The organism is Fructobacillus tropaeoli, assembly GCF_001047135.2.
Taxonomy (GTDB): domain Bacteria; phylum Bacillota; class Bacilli; order Lactobacillales; family Lactobacillaceae; genus Fructobacillus; species Fructobacillus tropaeoli.
Window position 1 is genome coordinate 44121 of the sequence record NZ_DF968083.1, and the last position, 26063, is coordinate 70183.

Sequence of the window (26063 nt, forward strand, 5' to 3'; positions counted from 1 at the left end):
AAATCAGCGGATTTCCGCACTTAATTCTGCCGTCAAAGTTGCCGTCATTTTTTCAAAAGCATCCGTCACAACTGATTCAACTAAGGTGTCAGTCTTATCTTGATAAGTCAACTGATAAGCCAATGACTTTTTACCTGCTGGCAATCCCTGACCTGTGTACAAGTCAAAGAAAGTCACGTTTTGAAGGTAATCCCCACCATTGGCTTTAATCACATCAAAGACCTGTTGTTGGTCGATACTGTCATCAACTAAGACGGCCAAATCACGACTGATTTGTGGGTACTTTGAAACAGGTTGATAAGCAACTGGTGCCTGCGAATGATCGATGACCACTTCCAGGTCAATTTCAAAGGCAAAGACTGCAGGTAGCTTGGCATTCGCCAAAACGGCCGGATGAATTTGACCAACAAAGCCAAGGTAAGTAGAGCCAAGATAAACATCCGCTGTCTGTCCCGGGTGCATGGCTTCGTGTTGTGCACTTTGCTCAAAGCGCACTGCACTTGAATCAAGACCAATCGTCTGCAAATATGCCTCTAAGCGTCCCTTGATATCGTAGAAATCAGCAACTTCATCTTTTTCACCCGTCTGCCAGCTTGATTCAGCCACATTGCCAACCAAAACGCCGGCTAGGTGTTCACGTTCTTCCGGTTGAACATTCTCGCCTTGGGCCAAAAAAATTCGTCCCTGCTCATATAGGGCAATGTCCTTAACTGACCGAGCAACGTTATAGGCGACATCATCCAACAGACCGGACAAAAGGTTTTGTCGAATCGTTGTCCGATCTGATGACATTGGGTAATCCAGGGCTACCACGCCACGGCCCTGGTCCAAGTTAAAGGCCGTTGCCTTTTCGGGAGTTGTCAGGGCATAAGAAATGGCCTGGTCAAAGCCGAGGCTTTCCATAATTTCTCGACTAGCACGAATTTTCTTTTGCCGTGGTGTCAAATCACCCGGCGTGCTCTGTCCTTCAACCAAGGCCGTTGGTAAATTGTCATAACCGTAAAGACGTCCCACCTCTTCAATCAAGTCAGCTGGGATGGTCAAATCCGTCCGACGACCAGGAATGGTTACTAAGTACTGCCCTTCCTTTTCATCAATCGGCAAAGCCAAGCGAGTGAAAATGGCAGAAATTGTGGCCACTGACAAATCAGTCCCCAAAATCTGATTGATGCGGTCGCGACTGATGGCAATCGTTTCCGGTGCCCGATAAGCAAAGCCAAACTTACTCAAACCAACAACAATCTTACCCTTAGTCAACATGGCCATTTCGGCAGCCACTTGATCAAGGACTTCAAGGGTTTGATCCAAGTCAATTCCGCGTTCAAAACGGAATGACGACTCTGACCGCAACGTGTGGCGGCGAGCACTTTGCCGCAAAAGACTTGGGTTAAATTGGCCGGCTTCAACAACGACCTTCGTCGTATCAGCCGTCACAGCAACTGCAGGGTTCGTGGCGATTCCAGCCAAGGACAAGATTTGATCACCTGCTGCAACCACAATATCCTGGCCAGCACGAAGAGCCATCGCCTCTTCTTCTCCTTGAGGCAAAGTTTCACCTTCTTTTGCCAAACGAACTTCCAGCTGCATCGTGGCTAATTTATCCAAGTCATAGACGTGCAAAGGTTGCCCCGTCAGCAAGAGCCAATAGTTGGCCAAATCAGTAATTTTGTTTTCTGGCTTGAAACCGGCATTCCACAGGCGGCTTTGCAACCAGAGAGGTGATGGGTCGTTTTTAACTTGGCCCAAGACACGAACTGCATACCCCGTTGCCAAATCAGCGTTTCCAGCAACCGTCACCACCGCATTTGACTCGGATTGATCACTCAAAACCGTTGTCTGTGGCAGCATCACCTTTTGGTCAGTCATGGCAGCCAATTCATAGGCCATCCCCCGCATTGACAAAAGATCAGCCCGGTTAGGGGTCAAATCGGTATCAATCATCGGATCGTTAAGGCCCAAGACTGCGAGTGCATCATCCCCTGGCTTGACACCATCTTCTTCTGTGAAGACGTGAATGCCTTCCTCAAAGTCCTGTGGTGCCACAGCATCAGCTAAGCCGATTTCTTGCAAGGCAACCAGCATCCCATATGAGGTTTCCCCACGAAGCTGGGCCTCCTTGATGGTCACCAAGTCACCGCTTTCACGGTCGACAATCTGAGCGCCAACACGAGCTAAGATTACCAACTGGCCTTCGGCCACGTTTGGTGCACCGGTCACAACCTGGATGGTCTCTTGACCATCAAAAACCTGTGTGATCACCATGTGATCAGAATCTGGATGGGGCACAACCGAATCAACTCGGACAACCACGAGACCAGACTGCTTGGCAGCAGCCGTTCCAACAGATTCCAATTCCACACTGGTCAATTCAATTTGCTGTGCCAAATCCAAGACAGCCTGTTCACTCAAATCAAGCCCCGGCTGTAAGTATTCGTTTAACCACTTTAAATTGGTCTTCATGATTAGTTCCCCCGCTTATTAAATTGATCCAAGAACCGGACATCGTTTAAGTAGAATTGACGAATGTCTTCCACGCCATACTTCAGCATTGCAAAACGATCAGGACCCAAGCCAAAGGCAAAGGCTGAGTATTCTTCTGGATCAACGCCATCCATCTTCAAGACATTTGGATGAGTCATCCCCGCTCCCAAAACTTCAATCCAACGGATATCTTCTGGCTTGGTATCTTCCGTCACTTCGTTCCAAGAAACGTCAACTTCGACAGAAGGTTCCGTAAATGGGAAGTAAGATGGGCGCAGACGAATTTGGTGCTTTTCACCGAAAAGCTCCTGCATGATTGACAGCAATGTTCCCTTCAAATCAGCCATGGTAATGTTCTTACCAACAACCAAACCTTCCACTTGGTGGAATTGGTGTGAGTGCGTTGCATCGTCAGTGTCACGGCGGTAAACCTTACCCGGCGCAATCATCTTCAATGGTCCCTTAGAAAAGTCATGCTTCTCCAAAGCACGTGATTGAACGGGTGACGTCTGCGTCCGCAGCAAAATTTCTGGCGTCACATAAAAAGTATCCTGCATATCACGGGCTGGGTGATCCTTTGGCAGGTTTTCCCGCTCAAAGTTGTATTCATCCGTTTCCACTTCAGGTGAATCGATTGGATCATCAATCACTTGATAGCCCAATCCCAAGAAATGGCTTTCGATTTCATCCATGATTTGTTGCAACACATGACGGTTACCCAACTTGGGCTTTGCTCCCGGCAGGGTCACATCAAGCGTTTCCGCCTGCAACTTGGCATCCATCGCCGCCTTTTCTTGAACGGCCTTCATGGCTGCTAAGCTATCTTGGATTTGTTGGCGGACCTGATTGCCCACCTGGCCGACGGCCTTCTTTTCATCGATTGAAAGGTCCTTCATCGACTTCAAAACCGTTGTGATTTTTCCCTTCTTACCAAGGTAAGCCACCCGGACTTGTTCCAAGTCGGCTCCCGTTGCTGCCAAATCAGCCTCAGCTTGCTTGGCGATTGCCTGTAATTCATCAATTAATGTCATTCATCTTCCTCTTTTTCCCAATAAAAAAGTCCCCTATGTTGTTCACACAACATAAGGGACGTAAGAGAACTTCCGCGGTACCACCCAGTTTCTGACCAAAAGGCCAGCACTCTTGGCCGGTATCGGCGGCTTACCGTTGACTGTTAGGCCAAAGTCTCCAGACTGAAATTCGAGGCACCAGCAGACGGTCTTGCACTAGACACCGTTCGCTTTGCTACTGGCTGACCCCTACTAGGTCCTTCATCGTAACTCTAGTATAACAAAAATCAGGAAAACCGCCTAGCCTGTTTTTAGCTCGACGGTTTGAAAAATTCCTATTGATCTAATCGTTAACTTGGTCCTCGGCAGGCTTCCCCTCGAAAACTGCTAAGACATTCTTAGCGGCTGTCTTGGCGACTTCAAAGTCAGCTTCCTTTGAGTGCGCTGCCACGTGTGGCAAGACAAAAGCATTTGGTAGGGATAACAGTTCGTTATCCGGACTAATTGGCTCTTGGTTAACCACATCCAGACCTGCAGCGGCAATCTTACCAGACTTTAGGCTAGCAATCATAGCAGCTTCATCAATCACTGGGCCACGACCAACATTGACCACCACTGTACTTGGCTTCATCTTGTCAAAGGCCTTTTGATCAATCAAGCCCGTCGTGCTTGGCGTTGCTGGCAAGGCTGAAACAACGAAATCAGCCTGTTGGAAGATTTCATCGAGGTCAGCCATTCGACCATTGGGAACATCACGGTCATGACGCGCATAGGCCAAGACGTGAACGCCAAAGCCAGTCAATAATTTAGCAATTTCTTGCCCGATATGACCAAAGCCGATAATCCCAACAATTTTACCTGAAACTTGCTGGCCACTCTTGCCAACCATGTAGTCAGCGGCCTTCTTGTCCGTAATGGCATCGTGACTTGTTTCAAACAAGCGCCCTGCCATCAACATCAACGTAATTGCTGTTTCAGCCACCGCACCGGCATTCGCACCAGGCGTGTTGGTCACAGCAATGCCGCGTTCACTAGCAGCTTGCAAATCAACGTTGTCATAGCCAACACCATGACGAGCAATAACCTTCAAATTTGGGAAGCGGTCCATGACTGCTCCGTCAACTGGATACATCATCAAGATGATACCAATAACCTCATCATCGCTTGCAAAATCCTCTGATGTTGCCTGTGGGTTTGAGACGATTTCTAACCCTGCTCGCTTCAATGGAGCAAGAGCGTTTTCATCAATCCCATCAAATACTAAAACTTTCGCCATGATTATCGAAACTCCCTTCTTACTTTGCCTGACCAAGTAATGCTTCAAGCTGATTTAACCGGTCTTCAAAGACGGCAAAGGCTTGATCTAAGTATGCACCTTCTGTCATATCAACGCCAGCCTTGGCGATAACTTCTAATGGACTCGCCGAGTTACCGGCCTTCAAATAGTCCTTATAGCGTTCCGCCTCACCCTTTTCCAAAATGTTTTGGGCCAGAGTTGTGGCAGCCGCTTCACCAGTGGCGTACTGGTAAACGTAGAAATTGTAATAGAAGTGTGGAATCCGTGACCATTCGTAAGCAATTTCTGGGTCCTTAGTCAAATCAGGACCATAGAACTTTGAATCCAAATCGCCATAGTAGGCAGCCATGGCTTCGGCTGTCAACGGTTGACCAGCAGCGTCCTGGTCATGAATCCAAGCTTCAAAATCAGCAAATTCCGTTTGACGGAAGACCGTCCCCTTAAAGCCATCTAAGTACTGGTTCAAAACATAAGCTTGGACCTTAGGGTCATCATAGGTCTTCAAAAGGTAATCCGTCAAGAGGGCTTCGTTAGTCGTTGAAGCAATTTCAGCCAAAAAGATTGGATAATCACCGTAGTGGTATGGCTGGTTGTGTCGAGTCAAATAAGAATGAACGGTGTGACCCATTTCGTGGACCAAAGTATAGACGTTATCCAGTGTATCCTGCCAATTCAGCAAGATATAAGGGTTGGTATCGTATGCCCCACCAGAGTAGGCCCCTGAGCGCTTTCCCTTGTTTTCGACAACGTCAATCCAGCGCTCAGCAAAGGCCTTCTTGACCACTTCCAGATAATCCTCGCCCAATGGTGCTAATGCCTTTAAGGCGATTGCCTTGGCATCTTCATAGGTAACAGGTAAATCCACATCATCCGTCAAGGAAACATACAAGTCGTATGAGTGAACCTCTTCCAAGCCCAAGACTTCCTTGCGCAAAGAAACGTAGCGATGCAAAAGCGGCAAGTTCTTTTCAACGCGGTCCGTCAAGGTATCATAAACGGCCGTTGGAATCTGATTTGACAGAACGGCTGCTTCCTTAGCGGATTGATAGTGGCGAGTCTTCGCCAAGAAGTTGTGCTTCTTAACCGTTGAGGACAAAGTGGAAGCAAAGGTATTCTTCAACGCCATATAAGCGTCGTAGAGTGTCGTAAAGGCCTGTTGACGGGTTGGCTGGTTCTTAGACCGCAGCATCACACCATAGAGGCCATTCGTTAATTCTTCAACTTCACCGTTTTCCGTTACAACATCACCAAAGTCCATGTCGGCGTTGTCGAGGGCCGAGAAGGTTTGTTCGGCCGATGACAAAACGGTTGAGGCACCCGCTAACAAAGCCTCTTGGTCTGCTGGCAGTGTGTGGGCCTTTTCCGAAAGCAAGACATCAAAGAAATGACGGTAAGGCACCAGTGCCTGATCTTCGAGATAAGCGGACAAAGTCTTTTCATCAATTGCCAAAACTTCTGGTTGGAAGAAGGCAGTTGCCTGGCTCACAGCGGCCAAAAGGTCCTGAGCTTGGGCATAAACACCGGCATAGTGGTTATTTGCCGTGTCTTCATCATATTTTTGATTGGCATAAACGTAAATCTTTTCAAATGACCGTTCGATTTGGAGGTCCGTTTCCAAACCGGCCAACAGGGTCTGGGCAGAATCACCAAGGTGACCGACATACTGGTCCAAGTCGGCCAGGCTAGCCTTCAAAGCGGCAACCGCTTCTTCAAAGGCCTGGTCATCTGCAAAGACCGTGGTTAAATCCCAAGTCAGTTCCGTTGGCACTTCTTGTCGTTTGATTTGTCCCATATAGTTGTTGCCCAAGGCATTGGCTTGCTTCAGGCCCCCCTTTTCTGATATTTTACTCATTTTAACATAGCAATCTTAATCTGCGACAAATTGCAGAAGCTTTATCACTAAAATTTTGTTGTCTTGTAAGCAGATGACGCCGCTGGCTGCCAAATCAGCATATGTCGCTTTCAAAATTTTCTCGTGGTCTTGAAAACTGGGGTAAAAATACTGTCTTAATCGGGCACTAAGACTTTCCTCAAAAATCCAATGACTAAGTCCAACTCTTTCCAACAACAAGACAAGAACCAACCGAAAGTGCCAATTGGGGACTGCTAGGCCAAAGGCTTGCCCCAGTAAACACCAATCTGGCAGTTGATCAAGCCGATGCCCCCGTTCATAAAGATAGTTAATCAGGTCAACCTTGTCTGATTAACGATTAGTTGGCCGGTTAACTGCCTCCCTACTCGCTCGTCATTATCAGTACCATTAGCCACGCTGGACAAGACGACCCCAAAACCAGTCTGGCTTTCATACTGTAGTTTATGGAAGTCCGTTTTAGAAAAATTAAACCGAGTATCAAAACGTTTCTGCTTGGGCACATAAAAAAATAGTCGGCCGCCGTAGAGAAACCGACAAGTTAATTCGCCCGACAAACGTCGCTGATAGTAGGCCGGCCCCAAAACCCATAGGACCTCTAATCCGAGACTATGCATACCCTCATTGCGCTCTTGAAGGCGTTTTTTTCCAATGGGTGAACACTGGTATTCAATTGCCAAATCCGCCCCTCGCGGGCGTTTAACCAATAGATCCGGGCGCTGACTAATTTGACTTAAGACGGGTTCGACTACCACCTGATAGTCTTTTGCAAAATGTTGATACAGTGCCATCTTGCCTAAGAGATGATCGATTGTTTCGCCCTCCGTAAAAGAATGGCAGCCCTCTTGCACCTGATGAGCAAAGTGGGCCACATTTTGTTGGCCATGGCGAAGCACCACCGGCTTCTTGCAGGCCGGACAACGATAACTTTCGCTTCGATTGGCGAAGTTGGCAAAGCAATATTGGTTGGATGAATTAATCGCAAGTAACATAAAAAGGGCCTCTCAGTCAGTTAGACGAGAGAACCCTTTAAAATCATTTTTAATTAATCTAAACGCTTCTTTAACCAGTTTGAGAACCAAGTCAACAGCGTAATCACAATCATGTAAATCAGACCGATAATAGCCCAAACACGGAATCCTTGTGAGTTACGAGCAACAATCAATGTTCCCGTTTGTGTCAATTCCAAAATTCCGATAGCAGACAAGATTGACGTGTCCTTCAAAGTAATGATGAACTGGTTAACAAACGATGGCACCATAATCTTCAAACCTTGTGGCACCACGACCTTAGACATTGCCTTACCGTAAGGCAATCCCAATGAACGAGCAGCTTCCATCTGTCCTCGGTCAACGGCTTCAAAACCACCGCGAACAAAGGCACCGGTATAAGCACCCTCATTCAAAATCAGCGTCAACAAGCCGGCCGTAAAGGCAGGAATCTTCGTGCCAATAACACCTGGCAAACCAATATAAATGAAGAAGGCCAAGACCATCAGTGGCAAACCACGGAAAGCGTAAATAATCGTTGTGGATAACCCACGCAAGAACTTTGACTTAGCCACACCCATCAAACCAAGAACCAAGCCCCAAAGAGAAGCGAGGATAATACCGGCGACGGTCAACTCGATTGTTTGAACCAAACCATCGAAGAAGGCCTTCTTGTTTGAACGCAAGATACCCCAAGTAGAATTGTTATCTGCAGATGAACCCGTAAAGTTCTTCTGGTCTGATTTCAAATACTTATCAACAATCTTTTGATAAGAACCATCGGCCTTCATTTCCTTCAAGGTCTTGTTAAAATCAGCAATCAACTGTGGGTTTTGCCCCTTCTTAACGAAGAAGCCGTAACCACCGGCATTACCAGGGTTATTTGGATTCTTAACTTCCAAATCTAAGCCGTTTTTAATGGCGTACTGGATAACCGGCATGTCTTCAAAGGTTGCGGCACTGTTACCGTTGACAACATCGTTGTACATGGTATCAGTATCGTTAAAGTACTTAACCTTAAAGCCATACTTCTTCTGCAAAGACAAACCGTAGTTTGAGGCAGCCGTTCCAGACTTCAAGGCAACCGTCTTCCCCTTCAATTCGGATAATGACTTAATCTTTGAGCCCTTCTTGGTAATCCAAGCGACACCAGTCTTATAGTAAGGATCCGAAACATCATAGACTTGCTTCCGTTCGTCCGTGATGGCCATTCCGGCAATGATTCCATCTGCCTGGCCGTTAGCAACCATTTGGGCAGCGGCATTGAAAGACATTGGCTTCAATGTGTAGGTGAAGTGGTTTCTCTTGGCCACTTCCTTCAAAATATCTTGGTCAATACCGACGTACTCATTATTTTTGTCTTGGAAATCAAAGGGTGCATAAGTTGCATCCGTTGAGATGACATAATTGGGTTCAGCAGCATTTGCCTTCGTTCCAAAGGCAAAAAGCCCCAAGAAAAGCGTGAACGCCACCAAAATCGGCTTTACTCGTTGGTTGACCATTGTATTCATTCTTCCTATCTTTTCGTGTTAAGCGACCGATTGATCTTAGGCTTGCATTACCTTTGACAAGAAGGTTTGCAAACGCTCGTTCTTTGGTGCATTAAACACTTCTTCAGGCGTACCAGATTCTTGAATCTTACCAGATTCGAAGAAGACAACCCGGTCAGCCACTTGCTTGGCAAAGCCCATTTCGTGGGTAACAATAATCATCGTCATTCCTGACTTAGCCAAATCCTTCATAACATCCAAAACATCGCCAACCATTTCTGGATCCAAAGCTGATGTTGGCTCATCAAAGAGCATGATGTCCGGGTCCATTGCCAAAGCACGGGCAATGGCAACACGTTGCTTTTGTCCACCTGACAATGAATTAACTGATTTGTCAGCCTTATCTGACAGGCCAACAGTTGCTAACAATTCCTTACCACGCTTGTCTGCTTCTTCCTTTGTCATCTTGCCCAATTGAACAGGTGCCAAAGTAATGTTTTGCAAAACAGTGTAGTTGTTAAAGAGGTTAAAGTTTTGGAACACCATTCCGATGTTTTCGCGAACCTTATTAATATCAGTCTTTGGATCAGAGATGTCATAGCCATCAACTTCAACCAAACCAGAGTTTGGCATTTCCAACTGATTTAACATCCGCAAGAAGGTTGACTTTCCTGAACCAGAAGGCCCAATCATAACAACAACTTCGTTGGCCATCACGTCCAAAGAGATGTCACGCAAAACGTGGTTATCGCCATATGACTTGTTAACCTTGTCTACGTGTACTTTCACTTGCTTTTCTTCACTCATGCTCGTGTCCTTTTTTCAACCCAGTTACTCAACCATGTAAGTAACGTAATTACAATTAAGTATATCACAGCGATAATTGCCCAGACACGGAATCCCTGGGAATTCCGAGTAACAATCAATGTACCAGTCTGTGTCAATTCCAAAATACCAATAGCAGACAAGATTGACGTGTCCTTCAAGGTAATAATAAATTGGTTAATAAAACTTGGAATCATTAACTTCAAACCTTGCGGAATAATAACCTTACGCATGGCCTTTGAATGAGAAAGTCCCAATGAACGGGCAGCTTCCATCTGACCACCGTCAACAGAATTAAAACCACCACGAACGAAGGCCCCTGTATAAGCACCTTCATTTAAAATCAGTGTCAAAACACCGGCTGTAAAGGCAGGAATCTTCACGCCAATCACACCAGGCAAACCGATATAGATGAAGAAGGCCAAAACCATCATTGGCATTCCACGGAAGATATAGATAATCGTTGTTGACAAGCCACGCAAAAACTTTGACTTTGCCACACCCATGACACCCAAGAACAAGCCCCAGATAGTTGCCAGGATAATTCCAACAATCGTCAAGTAAAGTGTTTCCTTCAAGCCAGTCCAGAAAGCTGATGAGTTTGAACGCAAGATACCAAAGACGGAGTTGTTGTCAGAAGCTGAACCAGTAAAGGTTGATGCCTTCGCATCCAAGTACTTGTTGACGATTTTGTCGTAAGTACCATCCTTCTTGATGGCAGCAAAGCCCTTGTCAAAGGCAGCCAACAAAGCAGCGTTAGCACCCTTCTTAACGGCAAAGCCATAGTCACCGGCGTTAAATGGATCCTTAGGGTTTTGAACCTTCAATTCTGTTCCGTTCTTAACGGCGTACTGCAAAACTGGCAGATCACCGAACGTAGCGGCTGTGTTCCCGTTAATCACATCACGGTATGAAGTATCGGAATCAGAGAAGTAAGTAATCTTGAAACCATACTTTGATTGGATTGATTCGGCATACTGTGCACCGGCAGTTCCAGTCTTCAAAGCAACCGTCTTGCCCTTCAAATCAGACAAAGACTTGATCTTTGAATTTTTGGCAGTTGCCCAACCAATTCCACTACGGTAGTAAGGGGTTGAAAAATCAAAAACCTGACGGCGGGCGTCAGTAATTGACATTCCAGCAATCACCCCATCGGCCTGATCAGAAGCAACGGCCTGGGTAGCGGCGTTAAAGGACATTGGCTTTAATTCATATGTAAATCCTTCACGCTTGGCGATGGTGGCCAAGATGTCTTGGTCAATTCCAACGTACTTGTTATTCTTGTCTTGGAAATCAAAGGGTGCGTAAGTAGCATCCGTGGCGATAATGTAGTGGGGTTCGCTGGCCGAAGCTGGCTTTTGGCTTGCCACACCAAAGGCCAGGAAGGCTGCCACTGCAGTCACCAAAGTCATTAGTACTTTTTTCATAATAACCTCTTTTTCATAATGTTCCTATTATATCAAAAACTAACAGAGCATTTACTGACAATGTTAGTTTTTATTACGTTAGTGGTCTAGTCCGAAAGGGGGAATGGAGTCTGCTATAATAGACTTCATGACTAATTGGATTACCCAAACAATCGAACCGTGGATGCCAAAGGGCGCTTTAAAGGCCAAGGACGACTATGCCAAAATCGCTCAAGCAAGCGGTTTCTCTCGCCTTCCTCTTGAACGCTATAACGATCAGCGTTTTTCAAAAACCGAACGTCAAAAGCGAATCGAGGAGGCACTCAAGCTGATTGTACCAGGTGATACCGTGGTCCATCAATTCCCAACTTACATGAGTGCTGATTTTGAAGCCGAATGGTTGACAGCTATTAAAGACAAAAAAGCCAATTATGTCTTATTAATTCACGACTTTGAACCATTCCGAGTAACAAAAGCTAACCCGACGGAATTCACTCTAGCCCAAAAAGCCGACCTCATCATCACCCATTCAGAGGCGATGAGCCAATCCTTAACAAAAATGGGTGTTAACAAAAAAACGATTGTCCAACCCCTTTTTGACTATTTGGGACCAAATCCGCCCCTAGCCAGTTACCAAAAAATTCTAAATTATGCCGGCACTTGGCAAAAGGCCCCCTGGCTACAAGATTATCAAGGACCGGCGCTGAAGCTTTTTGGTAATCGGCCTAAGAAGTGGCGCGATTGGCAAACACCAGCAGACATCGAATGGACCGGCAACTTCGAACCAGACGATATTCAAAACCACTTGGACAGCGGGTTTGGCTTACTTTGGGATAGCGATTTCGATACCCTCCACTATCAAAGCTACACGAAAATCAATGCGCCACATAAGGCCAGCCTCTACCTCAAGGCTGGCCTGCCCCTCATCGCCTGGCAAGAAAGCCATATCGGCCGGTTGATTGACCGCTACCAAATCGGTTTCACCATCAACGATTTGGATGAACTGGAAGACCTGATGAAAACCTTGACGGCCGACCAGTATCAAAGCTGGCAGGCTAATCTCTTGCCACTGCGAGAACAGGTTAGCGAAGGATTCTTTACTAAAACAACGCTTGAGGCTGTCACTGATTTCTTCCATAGAAGTTAACTGATTGCATTAGCACATAGAAAAAGCACCGCGAAGCGACCAAATTTACTTGGTCGTCCGCAGTGCTCTTTTTTATACACCAAAGATTTTAGCAACTTGCGCTTGAACCTTGTTCAAGTAAGTTTCCTGATCAGCTTCAGATTGAGCAAACTTTTCGTCGTCAACCTTTTGGCCATCAAGGATCAATGCATCAGCCATCATGGCTGTTGCGTCGGCGTAATCCTGGTAAGCCTTCGCCAACGTCTTGTGAGCACCCATAAAACGAACGGGTACGGTCAAGGCGGCTAAAGTCTTAGCGTTTTCTTGGTAAACAGCCACAGCATCATCAAATTCCGCCTTTACTTCGGCAAAATCAGCCTTGGGCATGTCAGCGACTGCTGATTCTTGCTTAGCTGAATCTAATTTGACGAAAAATGGTGAAACGTGGTCAGCTGTCTCCTGTGTCTTTGTCAAGACATCTTGGAGTGCTTGGAGATAATACTGTAATTGCTTGGGGTTAAATTTTGCCACTATGCTTTATCCTTTATTGAAAAATTGTCGTTGCACCCATTTTACCAGTTCGACAATCACAATGATAGAGAAAGCTGCTAGGACAACGGTCAACCACTGGTGACTATCAAGGTAAGTCACGTGGAAGATTGGGTTCAATGGCTTGATAAAGACAACGGCCATCATAGCAAAGAGTGAGAAGACCAAGGCCCAGTTGAAGAACTTGTTGGCAAAGGCCTGTGGTCCCAACTCCGATTGGTAAACGCTCTTAACGTTAATGGCATTAAACATTTGCATCAATCCTAAGGTCATAAAGGCCATCGTCAAGGCATCCCCGTGAATCAATTCTGATCCTTGGTGCTCTGGGAAGGCCAAGGCAATGCCATAAACTGCCAAAACAAGGATGGCCTGCATCGTTCCCTGCCAGATAATAGCTGGGCCGACCCCACCAGACAAGAAGTTAGCGGTCTTACCACGTGGCTTCTGTGACATCACGCCCTTTTGAGCTGGTTCCAGTCCCAAGGCAATCGCTGGCAAGGTATCCGTTACTAAGTTAATCCACAAGATCATCACGGGTGCGAGCACTTCCCAACCAAGCAACGTCATCATAAAGATGGCAATCACTTCGGCCAAGTTTGATGCCAGCAAGTATTGTAAGGCCTTTTGAATATTGGCAAAGACCTTCCGGCCTTCCTTTACGGCCGCAACAATCGTGGAGAAGTTATCATCGGCCAAAACCATGTCGGCCGCTTCCTTAGAAACTTCCGTTCCAGTAATTCCCATGGCCACCCCGATATCGGCAGTCTTCAAGGCTGGCGCATCGTTGACACCGTCTCCAGTCATGGCCACGACCTTGCCCTTACCCTGCCAAGCCTGAACAATCTTAACCTTGTGGGCTGGTGCCACTCGGGCATAGACACGAACATCCTTAACTCGGTCTTGGAAGTCTTCTTCCGGCATTTCATCCAATTCCGCACCTGTCATCACGGCCTTGGTACGGTCATCTTCATCCGTTAAGATGCCCAAACGACCGGCAATCGCAGCGGCGGTCTTAGGATGGTCACCCGTAATCATAATTGGTTGGATGCCAGCCTTCTTGGCTTCAGCAACGGCGCCCTTAACTTCAGGACGTTCCGGATCGATCATGGCGATTAAGCCAACCAAGATTAAGTCCTTTTCCACATCATCAGCTTGCGGATTGTCTGGCACTGCTGCCAAATCCTTGTAGGCAAAAGCCAAGACACGGAGGGCCTGATCGGCTAACTCAGCGTTGATGTCTTGGTACTTGGCCAAATCAGCATCGGTCACGGGCCTGATTTCACCGTGGTCTAAGACCTGGCTGACGCGAGCCAAAATCGAATCTGGTGCCCCCTTAACCGTTGCTTCAAAACCACTAGCAACCGGGTGAATCGTTGTCATCAACTTTCGTTCGGAGTCGAACGGAATTTCACTGACACGTGGCATTTGAGCAAGCGTGTCCTTGTAAGCCGGACGGTACTTCTTATTAAAGGCAATCAAGGCAGTTTCGGTTGGATCACCCAGCAAGCCGTCATCGATTTCCTTCGTATCGTTATTCAAAGCCAGCAAGTCGGCCAACTTCAGCAAATCAGGGTTCACCTGGTCGGCCTCGAAAGGATTTTCAGCCTTCAAATCAACGATTTCCCCATCCAAGACCAACTTTTCAACGGTCATCTTGTTTTGGGTCAAGGTTCCAGTCTTATCGGAACCAATGATATCCGTTGATCCCAAAGTTTCAACGGCAGGCAACTTCCGAACCAAGGCGGCCTTCTTGGCCATTCGGGCTGTTCCCAAGGCCAGAGTAACCGTGACGATGGCTGGCAACCCTTCAGGAATGGCAGCCACGGCCAAGGAAATCGAAGTCAAAATCAAGTCAATTACTTTAGCATCTTGGGTAAAGTAACCAACCACGAAGGTCAAGGTTGCAATCGCCAAGATCAGGTAAGTCAAAATCCGACCCAACTGTGCCAAATTTTCCTGCAATGGTGACTTGGTTTCATCTGTTGACTGCAGTGATTCCGCAATCTGACCGACCTGAGTCTGCATTCCGGTCGCAATCACGATACCAGTTGCCTTTCCATAGGTCACGTTGGCGTTCATAAAGGCCAAGTTCGCTTGGTCACCCAACGGCAAGTTGTCACCGGTCAAAACGGCATCCGTCTTTTCCACCGGCACTGATTCACCGGTCAATGTTGATTCTTCCACCTGTAGGTTGGCAACAGAAACTAAACGCAAATCGGCTGGGACAACATCCCCAGCTTCCAAATACACAAGGTCACCCACGACCAAATCAGGGGCAAGCACTTCCTGGTCGCGACCAGCACGGACAACTCTAGCCTTTGGTGTTGCCAAAGCCTTCAAGGCTTCGATAGCTCCTTCAGCCTTGCTTTCTTGGAAGACACCGAAGACCGCGTTAATAATCACGATAGCCAAAATAAAGGCAGCATCGGTTGTTTCCCCCGTAAAGGCAGCCACTAGGGCGGCGGCCAACAGGATACCAATCATCAAGTCCTTAAATTGGTCGACAAACTTTTGAAAAAGGCTACGCTTTTTCTTAGCGACCAGGGCGTTTGGACCATCCTTTGCCAAGCGTTCTTGGACTTGTTCTTCGGTTAAACCAGTTTGCACATTGGTTTTGAGCTCGCTGGTCAAATCAGTGACATCAATTTGATACGGTTGTTTTGCCACAATTCTCTCCTTTTCTGACTACTCTCTTTTTTATCTGGTCTGGGTAAAAGAAAAAAGACCCATACCAAACGCAAAAAAGCGTTATGGTATGAGTCTCACTGTTTAAGGCTGAGCCGGTGCAATAAAGCTTGCACGATATAAAACACTACTGTTTTGCTTTGACGGTTATCAGCCACGAACATTTCGTCAGTTACTCCCTCAGAAATTTTATTATGTCTTTAGTATAACAGAATTTTTACAGCTGTATAGTGCTTTTTGGTATTTCTAAATGAATTAAAAAAATTAGAACAACGAGGTCCTTCCGACCGGCAATTAATCGCATTTTGCCGACAACAACAAGTAGGATAAAATAGGAAATAATTGCAAATCAGCCAAGCATTCGCTTGAACAAAAATCTATGGTCAAAAAGCAGATTTTTCCCGTCCAATTAAGCGAAACAATCAAAGCACAGTTAGCACCGCTGATTTTTCATTTCTACACTCGGTAATTCAAAAGCAATCATTTAATAAGGAAAATAAATGGCAAAAACAAGTATTATGTGGTTTCGCAGGGACCTGCGACTGACCGATAACCAGGCGCTGCATGCCGCCATACAAAATAGCGACCAGGTCATCTTCATTTTTATCATTGACCCACAACAAGTCCAAAATAATGCAAGCGTTAACCAGAGCGCCTTCTTTGCTAGTGTCTTACATTTTAAAGAGACCCTTGCCGAAGACAATATCACTCTCTCAATCCAAAATGGTTCGGTGACCGATGTTATTACAGAAATCAAAGAAGCAGTTCCCTCCATCAGCGACATCTACCTCAATTTCGATGAGCGTGGTTACGGTCGCAAAAGGGACCAGCAAACCATCCGCTACCTCTCACAAGAACTCGGTATCGTCGCTCACCCCTTTTTGGACTTTACCTTGACCAGCGCCTCTTCAATCAAAAAACAGGACGGAAGCGCCTACCAAATCTTTACTCCTTACTATAAAAAGTGGTTACCTTCTAAAAAAGACCAGCCATTGCCGGTTCTAGCCAGCACTGCAATTCGTAATAAACAGGTGGCGAAACCTTTCGAGGACCGCATTGATGACCTAAGAAAATTAATCAATCCCAACCACAGCTATGCCTACCAGGACAGTCTTGGTGAGCAGCAAGCAAGCAGCACTTTAGAGGACTTTGTCTCTAATAAATTAGCCGACTACAACCAAAACCGAGATATTCCAGCGCTGGATGGTACCAGCCATTTATCACGGTACTTAAGAACTGGTGAAATTTCCATCCGAACGGTTTACGATGCGGTCAACCGCCAACCTGATAGTCTGGGAAAAGAGACTTTTATCAAGGAACTCTGCTGGCGCGACTTTTATAATATGATTTACACCGTTTACCCTGACCAAAAGGACCAGGCTATTAACACGAAGTTCCAAAGCATTCCCTGGATTAACGACGAGGCCCAGTTTGAAGCCTGGAAAAACGGCACGACCGGCTTTCCTATTATCGATGCGGCCATGCAGCAGTTGAACCAAACCGGTTGGCTCCATAACCGTTTGCGCATGATTGTTGCTTCCTTTTTAACCAAGGACTTACTGATTAATTGGACATGGGGCGAGCAATACTTTCAAGAAAAACTAGTCGACTATGACCCCGCTAGCAATATCGGTGGCTGGCAGTGGGCTGCCTCAACCGGCACGGACAGCGTTCCTTACTTTCGAATCTTTAATCCATTTACCCAGGCCGAAAAATTTGATCCGGATGCCAAGTTTATTAAGCAATACATCCCCGCCCTCGCTGATTTGCCAGCCGATAAAATTCACCATATCGACCGCCTGAGCGAAGCCGACCAGCAACAATACCAGGTAATTCTTGGAAAAGATTATCCAAAACCAATCGTCGACCATGCCCTTGCCCGCAAACGGGCAATCGCTAGCTATAAGAATTTAAACGCATAAAAAAGAAGGAACTTTACTGTAAGTTCCTTCTTTTTTTTCGTTCAATCAATTACTATAAAAAATCAGCTTAGCTTTCTGCACCAATCTTCTTACTAAAGATAATTCCGAATCCTAAGAAGCCCAAAGAAATCGACAGAATCAAATAAATGGCAAAAATCATGTCCCAAGAATGGAATTGGTTAATTAAGTAACCAGAGGCAATTGGCCCAATTGCAGCCGACAAGTAACCGGCTGACTGAGCGGTTCCCGATAATTCGGCCGTTTGTTCAAAGCGAACAGTCTTCTGTTGGAAAAAGACAATACTTAAGGTAAAGGCAGACGCTGTCCCCATTCCAGACAGAGCTGACCAAAGGGCGTTCAAGAAAAAGCTATGAGTAGGGAAAAGCATGCCAAAAGTTGCCACTGAAACAGCAATAGCACTAAATAACGCCATCCCAATCATCCCTGGCTTCCGCTTGGCAATCATTGGGGTCACAATGGCCATTGGAATCCCAAAAATCTGGAAAAAAGTAGCCAAGACGCCGGATGTTGTTGCCACAAAACCATGGTCAATCCAATATTTTGGCATCCAAGTCATTAATGAGTAGGCCAACAATGACTGAATTCCAAAGAACAACGTAATCAACCAGGTTACGCGATAATTTTTGACCGAAAAATCACCTTCAGCTTCTTCTTCGCTTTCCAGCTGATGGTTAGTTTGTGGTAATTGCTTAAAAGCACTTCCCCATACGATCAACGTTAAGACCGTTAAGACAGCAAAAACCATCATAGTTGTGGAAAAATTTGTTGCCTTTAAAATTGGTACCACCGTTGCTGTCCCGATACCAGAAAAGAGTGTCATCATCGCTGGGTAAATTCCTGTCAATAAAGCACTTTGCTTTGGAAAATACTCCTGAATAATACTTGGTAACAAAACGTTCCCACCGGACAGACCAATCCCAATTAAAATCATCCCCACAAAGAGCAAAATCGGATTCGTAATGACCCGAATAGCTACTCCAACCGTTAATAGTAACAGAGAATAGAATAAGACTTGCGGATTCCCAGCACGCACGCCCCATTTCCCAATTGCTGGTGATACTAAGGCAAACATCAAAACTGGAATCGTGGTGAGCCAGCCACTCACGCTGGTTGGCAAACCTAAAATGGTATGTAATTGAGGCAAAATTGGTGGCAAAATCGTAATTGGCAAACGTAAGTCAGCACCAATTAAAATGATGCCGAGTCCGGCTAACAAATAAACTCTTTTTTTCAAAAATCAGTTCCTCACATTCTATAAAATCGCACAAAAAAGGTCGCTAACGCGACCAGAGCAAACTTTGCTTCTTTCGTATATTTTTATCTTAACCCCAAAATTGATATACGTATAATACTTATTAAGCTGATTTTCATGCCTTTTAGGCATTTTTGACCAATTGAATAAATTCCTGAGCAGTTGGATTTAAAATACGGTCCTTCTTCCAGACCAGCATTCGGTCATTTTCCAACCGTGGCTCTAAAGGAATAAACTTTGTCCCATCCGTATTTTCATTGCTGGCCCCCTCGATTGCCAAAGCAACGCCAACCCCTTCTCGAACCAGTGGCAAGACATTAAAGAGCAAGTTGTACATGCCAATAATATTCATCTTCTCGGGATCAAACTGGCCCCACTGATAAAAACTCTCTTGCACTGCATCCCGCTTGGCGCCAATGATTGGCAAAGGTAAAAGATCGGCGGGTGTCACAGACTTTTTATCGGCTAGCGAACTCTGCGAGGCAACCACAATCCCCAAGGCTTCCGTACCGGGTAACTTGACCACGTTAAAATCAGCCTGGTCGAGAGTTAAAGGACCAACCATAAAGGCCAAATCAAGCAGCCCCTTCTCAAGTTTGTCCAGGAGATCATTTCCATTGCCACTATAAAGTTCAAAGGTCACCCGGTCGTGTTTTTTTCGCATGGTCTTCATAATTTTAGCCAAAAAAGTTGAGTTATCCGACTCAATACAACCGATGGTGACCTTTCCAGTTAGTTCCCGGTCCTGATAGGTTGCAAATTCTTGCTCGGTTTTTTGATCCAAAGCAACCAACTCTTCCGCCTTGGCCTTCAAAAACCGGCCCGAATCAGTCAGCGTCAGCTTTTTATTATCACGGATAAACAAATTAGTTTGCAAACGTTCCTCAAAGGCGTGAATTTGCCGGCTTAATGTTGGTTGCGTGATATGTAAATCAGCAGCGGCCTGGGTAATATTTTGTGTCTCGGCCACTTTTAAAAAATATTGTAATAAGCGAATTTCCATCCGTCACTCCTTCAGAATTCATCGATAGTCATATAGGACGATTCCTTTAATCAGCACTAAATTCGAGTAACCTAGCATACCCTTAATGAGCTAAATCACCCATGATTTTTCGAACAACTGCTTCTTGGCCAAGGCTTGGGTCAATGACCCTTTCACCTGTAACCTGTAATAAATCATGGGGTCGAAACCACTTTGCTAAATCAACTTCATCAAAACCTGGGTTCATTTTTTCTTGATGACGTTTAACAGTTTCCTCAAATGGCAAATCATAATAATAGATAAAGCTTTGGTCAGCCTGGTCAATCATTTCGAACAGCATTTGGCCATATTTTGAAGCTGGGAGAATCCCTTCGATAATTGTATACCGACAATTTTTAATCCCAAACAAAGCCATCTCCTTGATTAGATCAATTGATAGATTTTTGGGTGTATCCTTTACTCGTAACATCGTCCGCCGGACATAATCCTGCGGAATTAATAAATTATTTTCACCAAGTTGTTCATGTAAAGCGTTCGCAGTGACCGTTTTGCCACTACCCGAATTTCCTCGAATCACGATTAGATTTCCCATTTATGTCCCCCCACCATCACCTCATTGCTACTACTATATCAATAAATCAAAAGCCACATTCAAATGCTACGCCGGCCCGTATAAAACACCGAAACCTCAACCTAATTGTTTCAATGAAATCAGTAACATCTTTGATATAATAATTCTAAACAAAGCCTGATTTGGCACTTTTATTAAAATTTTTATCATTTTTGTTGACAAGGAAGCTAACATCTTGTAATATAGACACATCATATCAAACAAGTTGATCAGGAAAGTAAAAAGTAACTTTAGCCTAGAGACTTACCGGTTGGTGCAAGGTAAGGTAAAGAAGCTTTTGAAAATGACCTGTGATTGGCAACTACGAATCGGTTTACCGTTAGTAGTTGACGGATTGGCCCTCGTTACTTGGGCACACCATTCGGCTAGGATCATTCCCCGGGGCCCGATGGTTAGTGAGCAGCCTGAAGGTAACTTTAGGCAAAAACTCAGAATGGTAACGCGAAAGTCGCTTCTGTCTTAAATCTTAAAGATAGAAGTGGCTTTTTTTGTTGCTAAAATTAAAATAAAGATACAAGGACAAAAAGGAGATAATAACAAGAAAATGTCAAAAAAAGGTTGGTTGATTTCCGGTATCGCAGTTGTTGCTGTCGCAGCACTAGCTTACGTCAGCTTTGGTAATCACGGTACAAGCAGTAATAAAACGGTGACAGTCGGCATTATGTCAGCGAACAAAGATGACGATGATATTTGGAAGAGTGTTGCTCAAACGGCCAAGGATAAGTACGGTGTGACGATTAAGTTCAAGCAGTTCTCCGATTACTCACAGCCAAACAAGGCTTTGCAAAACGGCGACATTGATTTGAACTCTTTCCAGCACTACGCCTTCCTGGATGCCTATAACAAGAAGAACGGCAACGAATTAACCTCAATTGGTGAAACGGCCATTAGCCCAATCCGCCTATATTCCAACTCATACAAGAACGTCAGCGACTTTAAGGATGGCGACACCATCGTCATTCCAAATGACCCATCAAACGAAAGTCGGGCCCTTTACCTCTTGAAGTACGCTGGATTAATTGAGTTGAAATCAGGATTAACGCTGGCAACAACGAAGGACATCACTTCAAATCCAAAGAATTTGAAGATTAAGGAAGTTTCAGCCGATCAAACCGCTCGTAACCTTCCAGATGTTCAGGGGGCCGTCATCAATGGTAATTATGCACAGTCAGCTGGCCTAAAGTACCAAGATGCCATCTTCGTGGAACCTTTGAACAAAGATTCACACCAGTGGGTCAACATCATCGTTGCCCAAAAGAAGAACAAGAACAAGAAGATTTACCAAGACGTCGTTAAGGCTTACCAAACAAACAAGACCAAGCAATTGATCAAGGAAAAGTATGGTGAATCAGAAGTCGCCGCTTGGGACAAGCAATTTAATTAAAGTGATTGAGTAACATAGGAAAGAGAGAAAGATATTATGAGTGCAAAAAAGACGATTATTGGAATTGTAGCCGCCGCAGCCATTGTTGGAATTGGTTATTTCAGCTTCTTCAACCACGGTAGCCAAGACGACAAGGTGGTTAAGATTGGTGTCATGAACGGTGACAAATCAGAAGACCAGATCTGGGCAGAAGCAGCCAAGACTGCCAAGGATAAGTATGGTATTACTTTGAAGACCGTTAAGTTCTCTGATTACTCACAGCCAAACAAGGCCTTAAGCAACCACGACATCGACTTGAACGCCTTTCAAAACTACCCATTCTTGGAAAACTGGAACAAGGCTAACAAGACAGACATCGTTTCAATCGGTGACACTTGGACTACACCATTGCGTGTCTACTCAGACAAGTACAAGTCAATCAAGGACATCCCTGATGGTAGCCAAATCGCCGTTGCCAATGATGTTACCAACGAAAACCGTGGTATTCACCTCTTGGCTGAAGCTGGTTTGATTAAGGTGAAGGACACGAACAAGGCTACACCAAACGACATCACTTCAAACCCTAAGAACTTGAAGATTGTGCCAGTTGATGCTTCACAGACTGCAACTTCATTGAAGGATCCTAAGTTTGCCGGTGCTGTGATTAACACGAACTTTGCTAAGTCAGCAGGAATCGACTTCAACACTGCCATCTATGTTGAAGGTTTGAACAAGAACACGACTCAATTCTTCAACTTCGTTGCGGCTAACAAGTCTGACAAGGATAAGAAGATTTACAAGGATGTTGTGAAGTCAATCCAAACTGCTAAGACCAAGGAATTGGTTAAGAAGAACTACGACGGTGCCGAAATCACTGTTTGGGATTACAAGAAGTAATTCAACCATGCGGGCTTGCCCCGCGTACATATTTAATCACCACCACGAAAGGAAAAATTACTCATGTCAAATCGTAAAGAAGAATACCTCACTTTCTTAAAAGAATTGATTGCCCTCCCCAGTGTTTCAGCAAAACACGAAAAGTTGCCCGAAACAGCTGCCCTGCTAGGTCAAGCATTGGAAAAACTTGGTGGCCAAGTCGAAATCGACGACAGTTACTTTGCCCCACTGGTCATTGCGCACTTTAACAGTAACCAAGCCGGTGCCAAGAATCTCATTATCTACAACCACTACGATGTGCAACCAGCTGAACCCTTTAACCTTTGGGACCAAGACCCTTGGACTTTGACTGAAAAGGACGGTCACCTAATTGGTCGCGGTGTCGATGACGATAAGGGAAATATCACGGCCCGTTTCACGGCCTTAGCCGAATACCTGGACGAAAACGATGGCCAATTGCCCGTCAACATTACCTTCCTAATTGAAGGATCTGAGGAAACCGCCTCACAACACTTGGATGACTACTTAGCCAAGCATCCAGAACTGAAAGCTGATTTAATCATCTGGGAGTCCGGTAATAAAGACGATCAGGGACAAATCGAACTTGGTGGTGGTAATAAGGGAATCGTGACCTTCGATGTGACGGCCAAGACAGCCGGCATCGACCTCCACTCCTCATTAGCAACCGTTGTTGATTCCGCTGCCTGGCGCTTAAGCCAAGGGTTAGCAACCCTTTTTGATCCAAAGACGGGCCGCATTCAAGTCCCTAACTTCTATGAAGACGTCATCGCCCCTAACCAGCGAGAGAAGGACTTGGTTGCTGCTTTGCCCGGCACCAAGGAAGAGTTTATCAAGGGACATCAAATCACTGCCCCACTGTTAACCGACAAGCGTGGTGACGATTGGAAGGAAGCCCTCTACTTCGAACCAAGTATTAATATTGAGGGTATCTCCTCTGGCTACGAAGATCAGGGTGTCAAGACAGTGCTACCAGCGGAAGCAACCGCTAAGTTGGAAGCCCGTCTGGTTCCCGGCATGGGCCCAGACAAGACCTTAAAGCAGATTCAAGACTATTTGGCCGACCAGGGCTTTTCTGATTTAACAGTGACAAAGACCCTTGGCCAACCAGGCTACCGATCAGATATGTCAGATCCTGAAATCAAAAAGGTTATCGACCTGGCTAAGGAATTTTACCCCGGTGAACCCGTTGTTTCCCCAACCTCACCAGGAACCGGCCCAATGGCCTATGTCAACAATGCTATCAAGGCTCCCATTATTTCTTTGGGTGTCGGCTACCAAGGCGCCTTAGACCATGCACCAAATGAGAACATTCGCCTGACTGATTACGAAGACAACATAAAGTTTGTTAAACTAATCATTGGTAGCTATGCTAATCACTAGTAGCAAACAGAAAGGAAAGTGCGCAAGCACCAGAATTTATCAATGACGAATCCAATTATTTCTTTAAAAAATATTGATGTGACCTTCCAACAAAAGAAGCGAACGATTGAAGCGGTTAAAAACGTTTCTATCGACGTGAACCGTGGCGACGTCTTCGGAATTGTTGGTTATTCCGGCGCCGGTAAGTCAACTTTGGTCCGGGTCATTAACCTGCTCCAGGTCCCAACGAGTGGCCAGGTCATCGTGAATGGTGAAACCTTCTTTGACGGCCAAGGCGCTGGCAAGACCGGTGTGCAAATTAAGCCAAATGAGCTTCGCGACCGCCGTCGTAAGATTGGGATGATTTTCCAACACTTTAACTTGCTCAACGAGCGTACGGTCGCCGAAAACGTGGCCTTTGCCCTCCAGCACAGCCCATTGAAGGCCGATGAAAAGAAGACTAAGGTTGCTGAACTGCTTGAATTAGTTGAATTAACTGATCGAGCAGAACAATACCCTTCTCAACTTTCAGGTGGTCAGAAGCAGCGTGTCGCCATCGCCCGCGCCTTGGCCAATGACCCTGAAATTCTGATTTCCGATGAAGCAACCTCTGCCTTGGATCCAAAGACGACCAACCAAATTTTGGCCCTTTTGAAGAAGTTAAATCAGCAGTACAACTTGACCATTCTTTTGATTACCCACGAAATGGACGCGGTCAAGGAAGTCGCTAACAAGGTCGCTGTGATGCAAGATGGGCAGGTCCTAGAAGAAGGTTCAACTTTGGACATCTTCACCAAGCCACAGGCCGCCTTAACTAAGGAATTTATCGAAACGGCCACAAACCAGGATAAGGCTTTGGCAACGATTGCTGAATCAGACGCCATTACGTCCCTAAGCGACAACGAGGTCTTTGCTCGTTTGACTTACTCTGGTAACAGCACAAATGAACCATTGATTACCACCCTTTATCAGAAGTATGAAGTTGTCGCCAACATCTTGTACGGTAACGTTGAGATTCTACAAGGAACAGAAGTTGGTTCCCTGTTGGTCATCCTCTCAGGCTCAGCCGATGGTTTGGCCGCCGGCTTGCAGTCCTTAAAAGACCAAGGCGTTACTGTTGATATCTTGAAAGGAAAGCAAGCATGAGTAATTGGTTTTCACAAACATTTCCAAACGTCGTTTATCAAGGCTGGTCCGGTGATACCGGTTGGCTAACTGCGATTAACCAAACAATCTTTATGACCTTCTGGTCCGCTATCTTCGGTGGTCTTTTGGGCTTAATTTTTGGCTTTGGCCTTGTTGTCACAAGCCCTCGTGGTATTACCCCAAACAAAGTCCTCTTCTGGATCTTTGATAAGATTGTTTCGATTTTCCGAGCAATTCCGTTCATTATCCTCTTGGCCTTCATTGCTCCCGTCACCAAGACCATTGTTGGAACGCAAATCGGTTCTACTGCCGCTTTGGTGCCATTGTCATTGGGAGTCTTCCCCTTCTATGCCCGTCAGGTTCAGGTTGCCTTGACCGAAGTTGATTCCGGGATTGTCGAAGCCGCTCAAGCAGTTGGGGCTTCCTTCACCGAAATCATCTTTGGTGTCTACCTCCGCGAAGGTCGGTCAGAATTGATTCGTGTGTCAACAGTGACACTGATTTCCTTGATTGGGTTAACAGCCATGGCCGGTGCCATTGGTGCTGGTGGTCTGGGAAACATGGCCATCGCTTACGGTTACAACCGTTTTGCCAATGATACAACCCTGGTGGCCACTTTCTTGGTTCTCGTCCTCGTCTTGATTGTCCAAGTCGTGGGTGACTATCTAGCAAAGCGCTATAATCACAAATAAAAAATCAGTACAAAAGGAGCTCAACACAATGTGTTGAGCTCCTTTTTTG

The 26063-nt window shown here is 45.7% G+C and carries 20 protein-coding genes and 1 other annotated feature; of the genes, 7 read left to right on the plus strand and 13 right to left on the minus strand.

Translation table 11 applies throughout. The annotated features are described in order from the left end of the window. Window positions 1-3: 3 nt before the first annotated feature. From pheT to AOQ32_RS05690, 8 genes are all read right to left on the minus strand, one after another. Entirely contained in the window at window positions 4-2460 is a 2457-nt protein-coding gene (gene pheT / locus AOQ32_RS05655) for a phenylalanine--tRNA ligase subunit beta (protein ID WP_059393967.1), read from the minus strand. Window positions 2461-2462: 2 nt separating this feature from the next. Then, window positions 2463-3512 (minus strand): phenylalanine--tRNA ligase subunit alpha, encoded by a 1050-nt coding sequence (gene pheS / locus AOQ32_RS05660; RefSeq protein WP_059393968.1) that lies wholly within the window; start codon window positions 3510-3512, stop codon window positions 2463-2465. 322 nt (window positions 3513-3834) lie between these two features. Continuing rightward, window positions 3835-4767 carry a phosphoglycerate dehydrogenase gene (locus AOQ32_RS05665; RefSeq protein WP_059393969.1) on the minus strand — a complete coding sequence of 311 codons (933 nt, stop codon included), beginning with the start codon at window positions 4765-4767 and terminating at the stop codon, window positions 3835-3837. Window positions 4768-4786: 19 nt separating this feature from the next. Beyond that, a complete protein-coding gene (gene pepF, locus AOQ32_RS05670; RefSeq protein ID WP_059394009.1) occupies window positions 4787-6580 on the minus strand; it encodes an oligoendopeptidase F in 1794 nt (597 codons plus the stop codon). A gap of 392 nt (window positions 6581-6972) precedes the next feature. Further along, window positions 6973-7650: a competence protein CoiA gene (locus AOQ32_RS05675; protein ID WP_059393970.1), complete on the minus strand. Its 678-nt coding sequence runs from the start codon at window positions 7648-7650 to the stop codon at window positions 6973-6975. A 53-nt stretch (window positions 7651-7703) separates the two neighbouring features. Beyond that, window positions 7704-9149, minus strand: a complete 1446-nt coding sequence (locus tag AOQ32_RS05680; protein ID WP_059393971.1) for an ABC transporter substrate-binding protein/permease — start codon at window positions 9147-9149, stop codon at window positions 7704-7706. 45 nt (window positions 9150-9194) lie between these two features. Continuing rightward, window positions 9195-9944: an amino acid ABC transporter ATP-binding protein gene (locus tag AOQ32_RS05685; RefSeq protein WP_047974281.1), complete on the minus strand. Its 750-nt coding sequence runs from the start codon at window positions 9942-9944 to the stop codon at window positions 9195-9197. Further along, window positions 9941-11389 carry an ABC transporter substrate-binding protein/permease gene (locus AOQ32_RS05690; RefSeq protein ID WP_059393972.1) on the minus strand — a complete coding sequence of 483 codons (1449 nt, stop codon included), beginning with the start codon at window positions 11387-11389 and terminating at the stop codon, window positions 9941-9943. The genes AOQ32_RS05685 and AOQ32_RS05690 overlap by 4 nt, the downstream gene beginning before the upstream one ends. A gap of 127 nt (window positions 11390-11516) precedes the next feature. Here AOQ32_RS05690 and AOQ32_RS05695 point away from each other — a divergent pair, with 127 nt between their 5' ends. Further along, a complete protein-coding gene (locus tag AOQ32_RS05695; protein ID WP_059393973.1) occupies window positions 11517-12515 on the plus strand; it encodes a sugar transferase in 999 nt (332 codons plus the stop codon). Between the two features lie 72 nt (window positions 12516-12587). On the opposite strand, the gene AOQ32_RS05700 is transcribed toward AOQ32_RS05695, so the two are convergent. Both AOQ32_RS05700 and AOQ32_RS05705 read right to left on the minus strand, forming a co-directional pair. Next, complete coding sequence (locus AOQ32_RS05700) at window positions 12588-13025, minus strand: hypothetical protein (RefSeq protein ID WP_047974276.1); 438 nt, start codon at window positions 13023-13025, stop codon at window positions 12588-12590. A 6-nt stretch (window positions 13026-13031) separates the two neighbouring features. Next, window positions 13032-15710 (minus strand): cation-translocating P-type ATPase, encoded by a 2679-nt coding sequence (locus AOQ32_RS05705; protein ID WP_059393974.1) that lies wholly within the window; start codon window positions 15708-15710, stop codon window positions 13032-13034. A gap of 518 nt (window positions 15711-16228) precedes the next feature. Between AOQ32_RS05705 and AOQ32_RS05710 the strand changes: the two genes are divergently transcribed. Then, the gene (locus AOQ32_RS05710) at window positions 16229-17650 is read left to right on the plus strand and encodes a cryptochrome/photolyase family protein (protein ID WP_059393975.1); all 1422 of its coding nucleotides are present in this window, start codon (window positions 16229-16231) and stop codon (window positions 17648-17650) included. 67 nt (window positions 17651-17717) lie between these two features. Here AOQ32_RS05710 and AOQ32_RS05715 read toward each other — a convergent pair whose 3' ends face one another. From AOQ32_RS05715 to AOQ32_RS05725, 3 genes are all read right to left on the minus strand, one after another. Further along, entirely contained in the window at window positions 17718-18905 is a 1188-nt protein-coding gene (locus AOQ32_RS05715; protein ID WP_083994436.1) for an MFS transporter, read from the minus strand. Window positions 18906-19047: 142 nt separating this feature from the next. Then, the gene (locus AOQ32_RS05720) at window positions 19048-19926 is read right to left on the minus strand and encodes a LysR family transcriptional regulator (protein ID WP_059393977.1); all 879 of its coding nucleotides are present in this window, start codon (window positions 19924-19926) and stop codon (window positions 19048-19050) included. 82 nt (window positions 19927-20008) lie between these two features. Beyond that, complete coding sequence (locus AOQ32_RS05725) at window positions 20009-20497, minus strand: P-loop NTPase family protein (RefSeq protein ID WP_059393978.1); 489 nt, start codon at window positions 20495-20497, stop codon at window positions 20009-20011. Window positions 20498-20732: 235 nt separating this feature from the next. After that, window positions 20733-20995: a binding site (T-box leader), on the plus strand. An 85-nt stretch (window positions 20996-21080) separates the two neighbouring features. Between AOQ32_RS05725 and AOQ32_RS05730 the strand changes: the two genes are divergently transcribed. From AOQ32_RS05730 to AOQ32_RS05750, 5 genes are all read left to right on the plus strand, one after another. After that, on the plus strand, window positions 21081-21920 hold the full coding sequence (locus AOQ32_RS05730; protein ID WP_059393979.1) for a MetQ/NlpA family ABC transporter substrate-binding protein: 840 nt from the start codon (window positions 21081-21083) through the stop codon (window positions 21918-21920). A 36-nt stretch (window positions 21921-21956) separates the two neighbouring features. Next, window positions 21957-22796 (plus strand): MetQ/NlpA family ABC transporter substrate-binding protein, encoded by an 840-nt coding sequence (locus tag AOQ32_RS05735; RefSeq protein ID WP_059393980.1) that lies wholly within the window; start codon window positions 21957-21959, stop codon window positions 22794-22796. 63 nt (window positions 22797-22859) lie between these two features. After that, a complete protein-coding gene (locus AOQ32_RS05740; protein WP_059393981.1) occupies window positions 22860-24197 on the plus strand; it encodes a M20/M25/M40 family metallo-hydrolase in 1338 nt (445 codons plus the stop codon). A gap of 42 nt (window positions 24198-24239) precedes the next feature. Beyond that, window positions 24240-25322, plus strand: coding sequence for a methionine ABC transporter ATP-binding protein (locus AOQ32_RS05745; protein WP_059393982.1), 1083 nt, complete (start codon window positions 24240-24242; stop codon window positions 25320-25322). Further along, window positions 25319-26014, plus strand: a complete 696-nt coding sequence (locus AOQ32_RS05750; protein WP_059393983.1) for a methionine ABC transporter permease — start codon at window positions 25319-25321, stop codon at window positions 26012-26014. Before AOQ32_RS05745 ends, AOQ32_RS05750 begins: the two co-directional genes overlap by 4 nt. The last annotated feature ends 49 nt before the right edge of the window (window positions 26015-26063 follow it).

Coding starts and splice junctions, on each gene's coding strand:
- pheT (WP_059393967.1), bottom strand. CDS start 2,460: ATGAAGACCAATTTAAAGTGGTTAAACGAATACTTACAGCCGGGGCTT.
- pheS (WP_059393968.1), bottom strand. CDS start 3,512: ATGACATTAATTGATGAATTACAGGCAATCGCCAAGCAAGCTGAGGCT.
- AOQ32_RS05665 (WP_059393969.1), bottom strand. CDS start 4,767: ATGGCGAAAGTTTTAGTATTTGATGGGATTGATGAAAACGCTCTTGCT.
- pepF (WP_059394009.1), bottom strand. CDS start 6,580: ATGGGACAAATCAAACGACAAGAAGTGCCAACGGAACTGACTTGGGAT.
- AOQ32_RS05675 (WP_059393970.1), bottom strand. CDS start 7,650: ATGTTACTTGCGATTAATTCATCCAACCAATATTGCTTTGCCAACTTC.
- AOQ32_RS05680 (WP_059393971.1), bottom strand. CDS start 9,149: ATGGTCAACCAACGAGTAAAGCCGATTTTGGTGGCGTTCACGCTTTTC.
- AOQ32_RS05685 (WP_047974281.1), bottom strand. CDS start 9,944: ATGAGTGAAGAAAAGCAAGTGAAAGTACACGTAGACAAGGTTAACAAG.
- AOQ32_RS05690 (WP_059393972.1), bottom strand. CDS start 11,389: ATGAAAAAAGTACTAATGACTTTGGTGACTGCAGTGGCAGCCTTCCTG.
- AOQ32_RS05695 (WP_059393973.1), top strand. CDS start 11,517: ATGACTAATTGGATTACCCAAACAATCGAACCGTGGATGCCAAAGGGC.
- AOQ32_RS05710 (WP_059393975.1), top strand. CDS start 16,229: ATGGCAAAAACAAGTATTATGTGGTTTCGCAGGGACCTGCGACTGACC.
- AOQ32_RS05720 (WP_059393977.1), bottom strand. CDS start 19,926: ATGGAAATTCGCTTATTACAATATTTTTTAAAAGTGGCCGAGACACAA.
- AOQ32_RS05725 (WP_059393978.1), bottom strand. CDS start 20,497: ATGGGAAATCTAATCGTGATTCGAGGAAATTCGGGTAGTGGCAAAACG.
- AOQ32_RS05730 (WP_059393979.1), top strand. CDS start 21,081: ATGTCAAAAAAAGGTTGGTTGATTTCCGGTATCGCAGTTGTTGCTGTC.
- AOQ32_RS05735 (WP_059393980.1), top strand. CDS start 21,957: ATGAGTGCAAAAAAGACGATTATTGGAATTGTAGCCGCCGCAGCCATT.
- AOQ32_RS05740 (WP_059393981.1), top strand. CDS start 22,860: ATGTCAAATCGTAAAGAAGAATACCTCACTTTCTTAAAAGAATTGATT.
- AOQ32_RS05745 (WP_059393982.1), top strand. CDS start 24,240: ATGACGAATCCAATTATTTCTTTAAAAAATATTGATGTGACCTTCCAA.
- AOQ32_RS05750 (WP_059393983.1), top strand. CDS start 25,319: ATGAGTAATTGGTTTTCACAAACATTTCCAAACGTCGTTTATCAAGGC.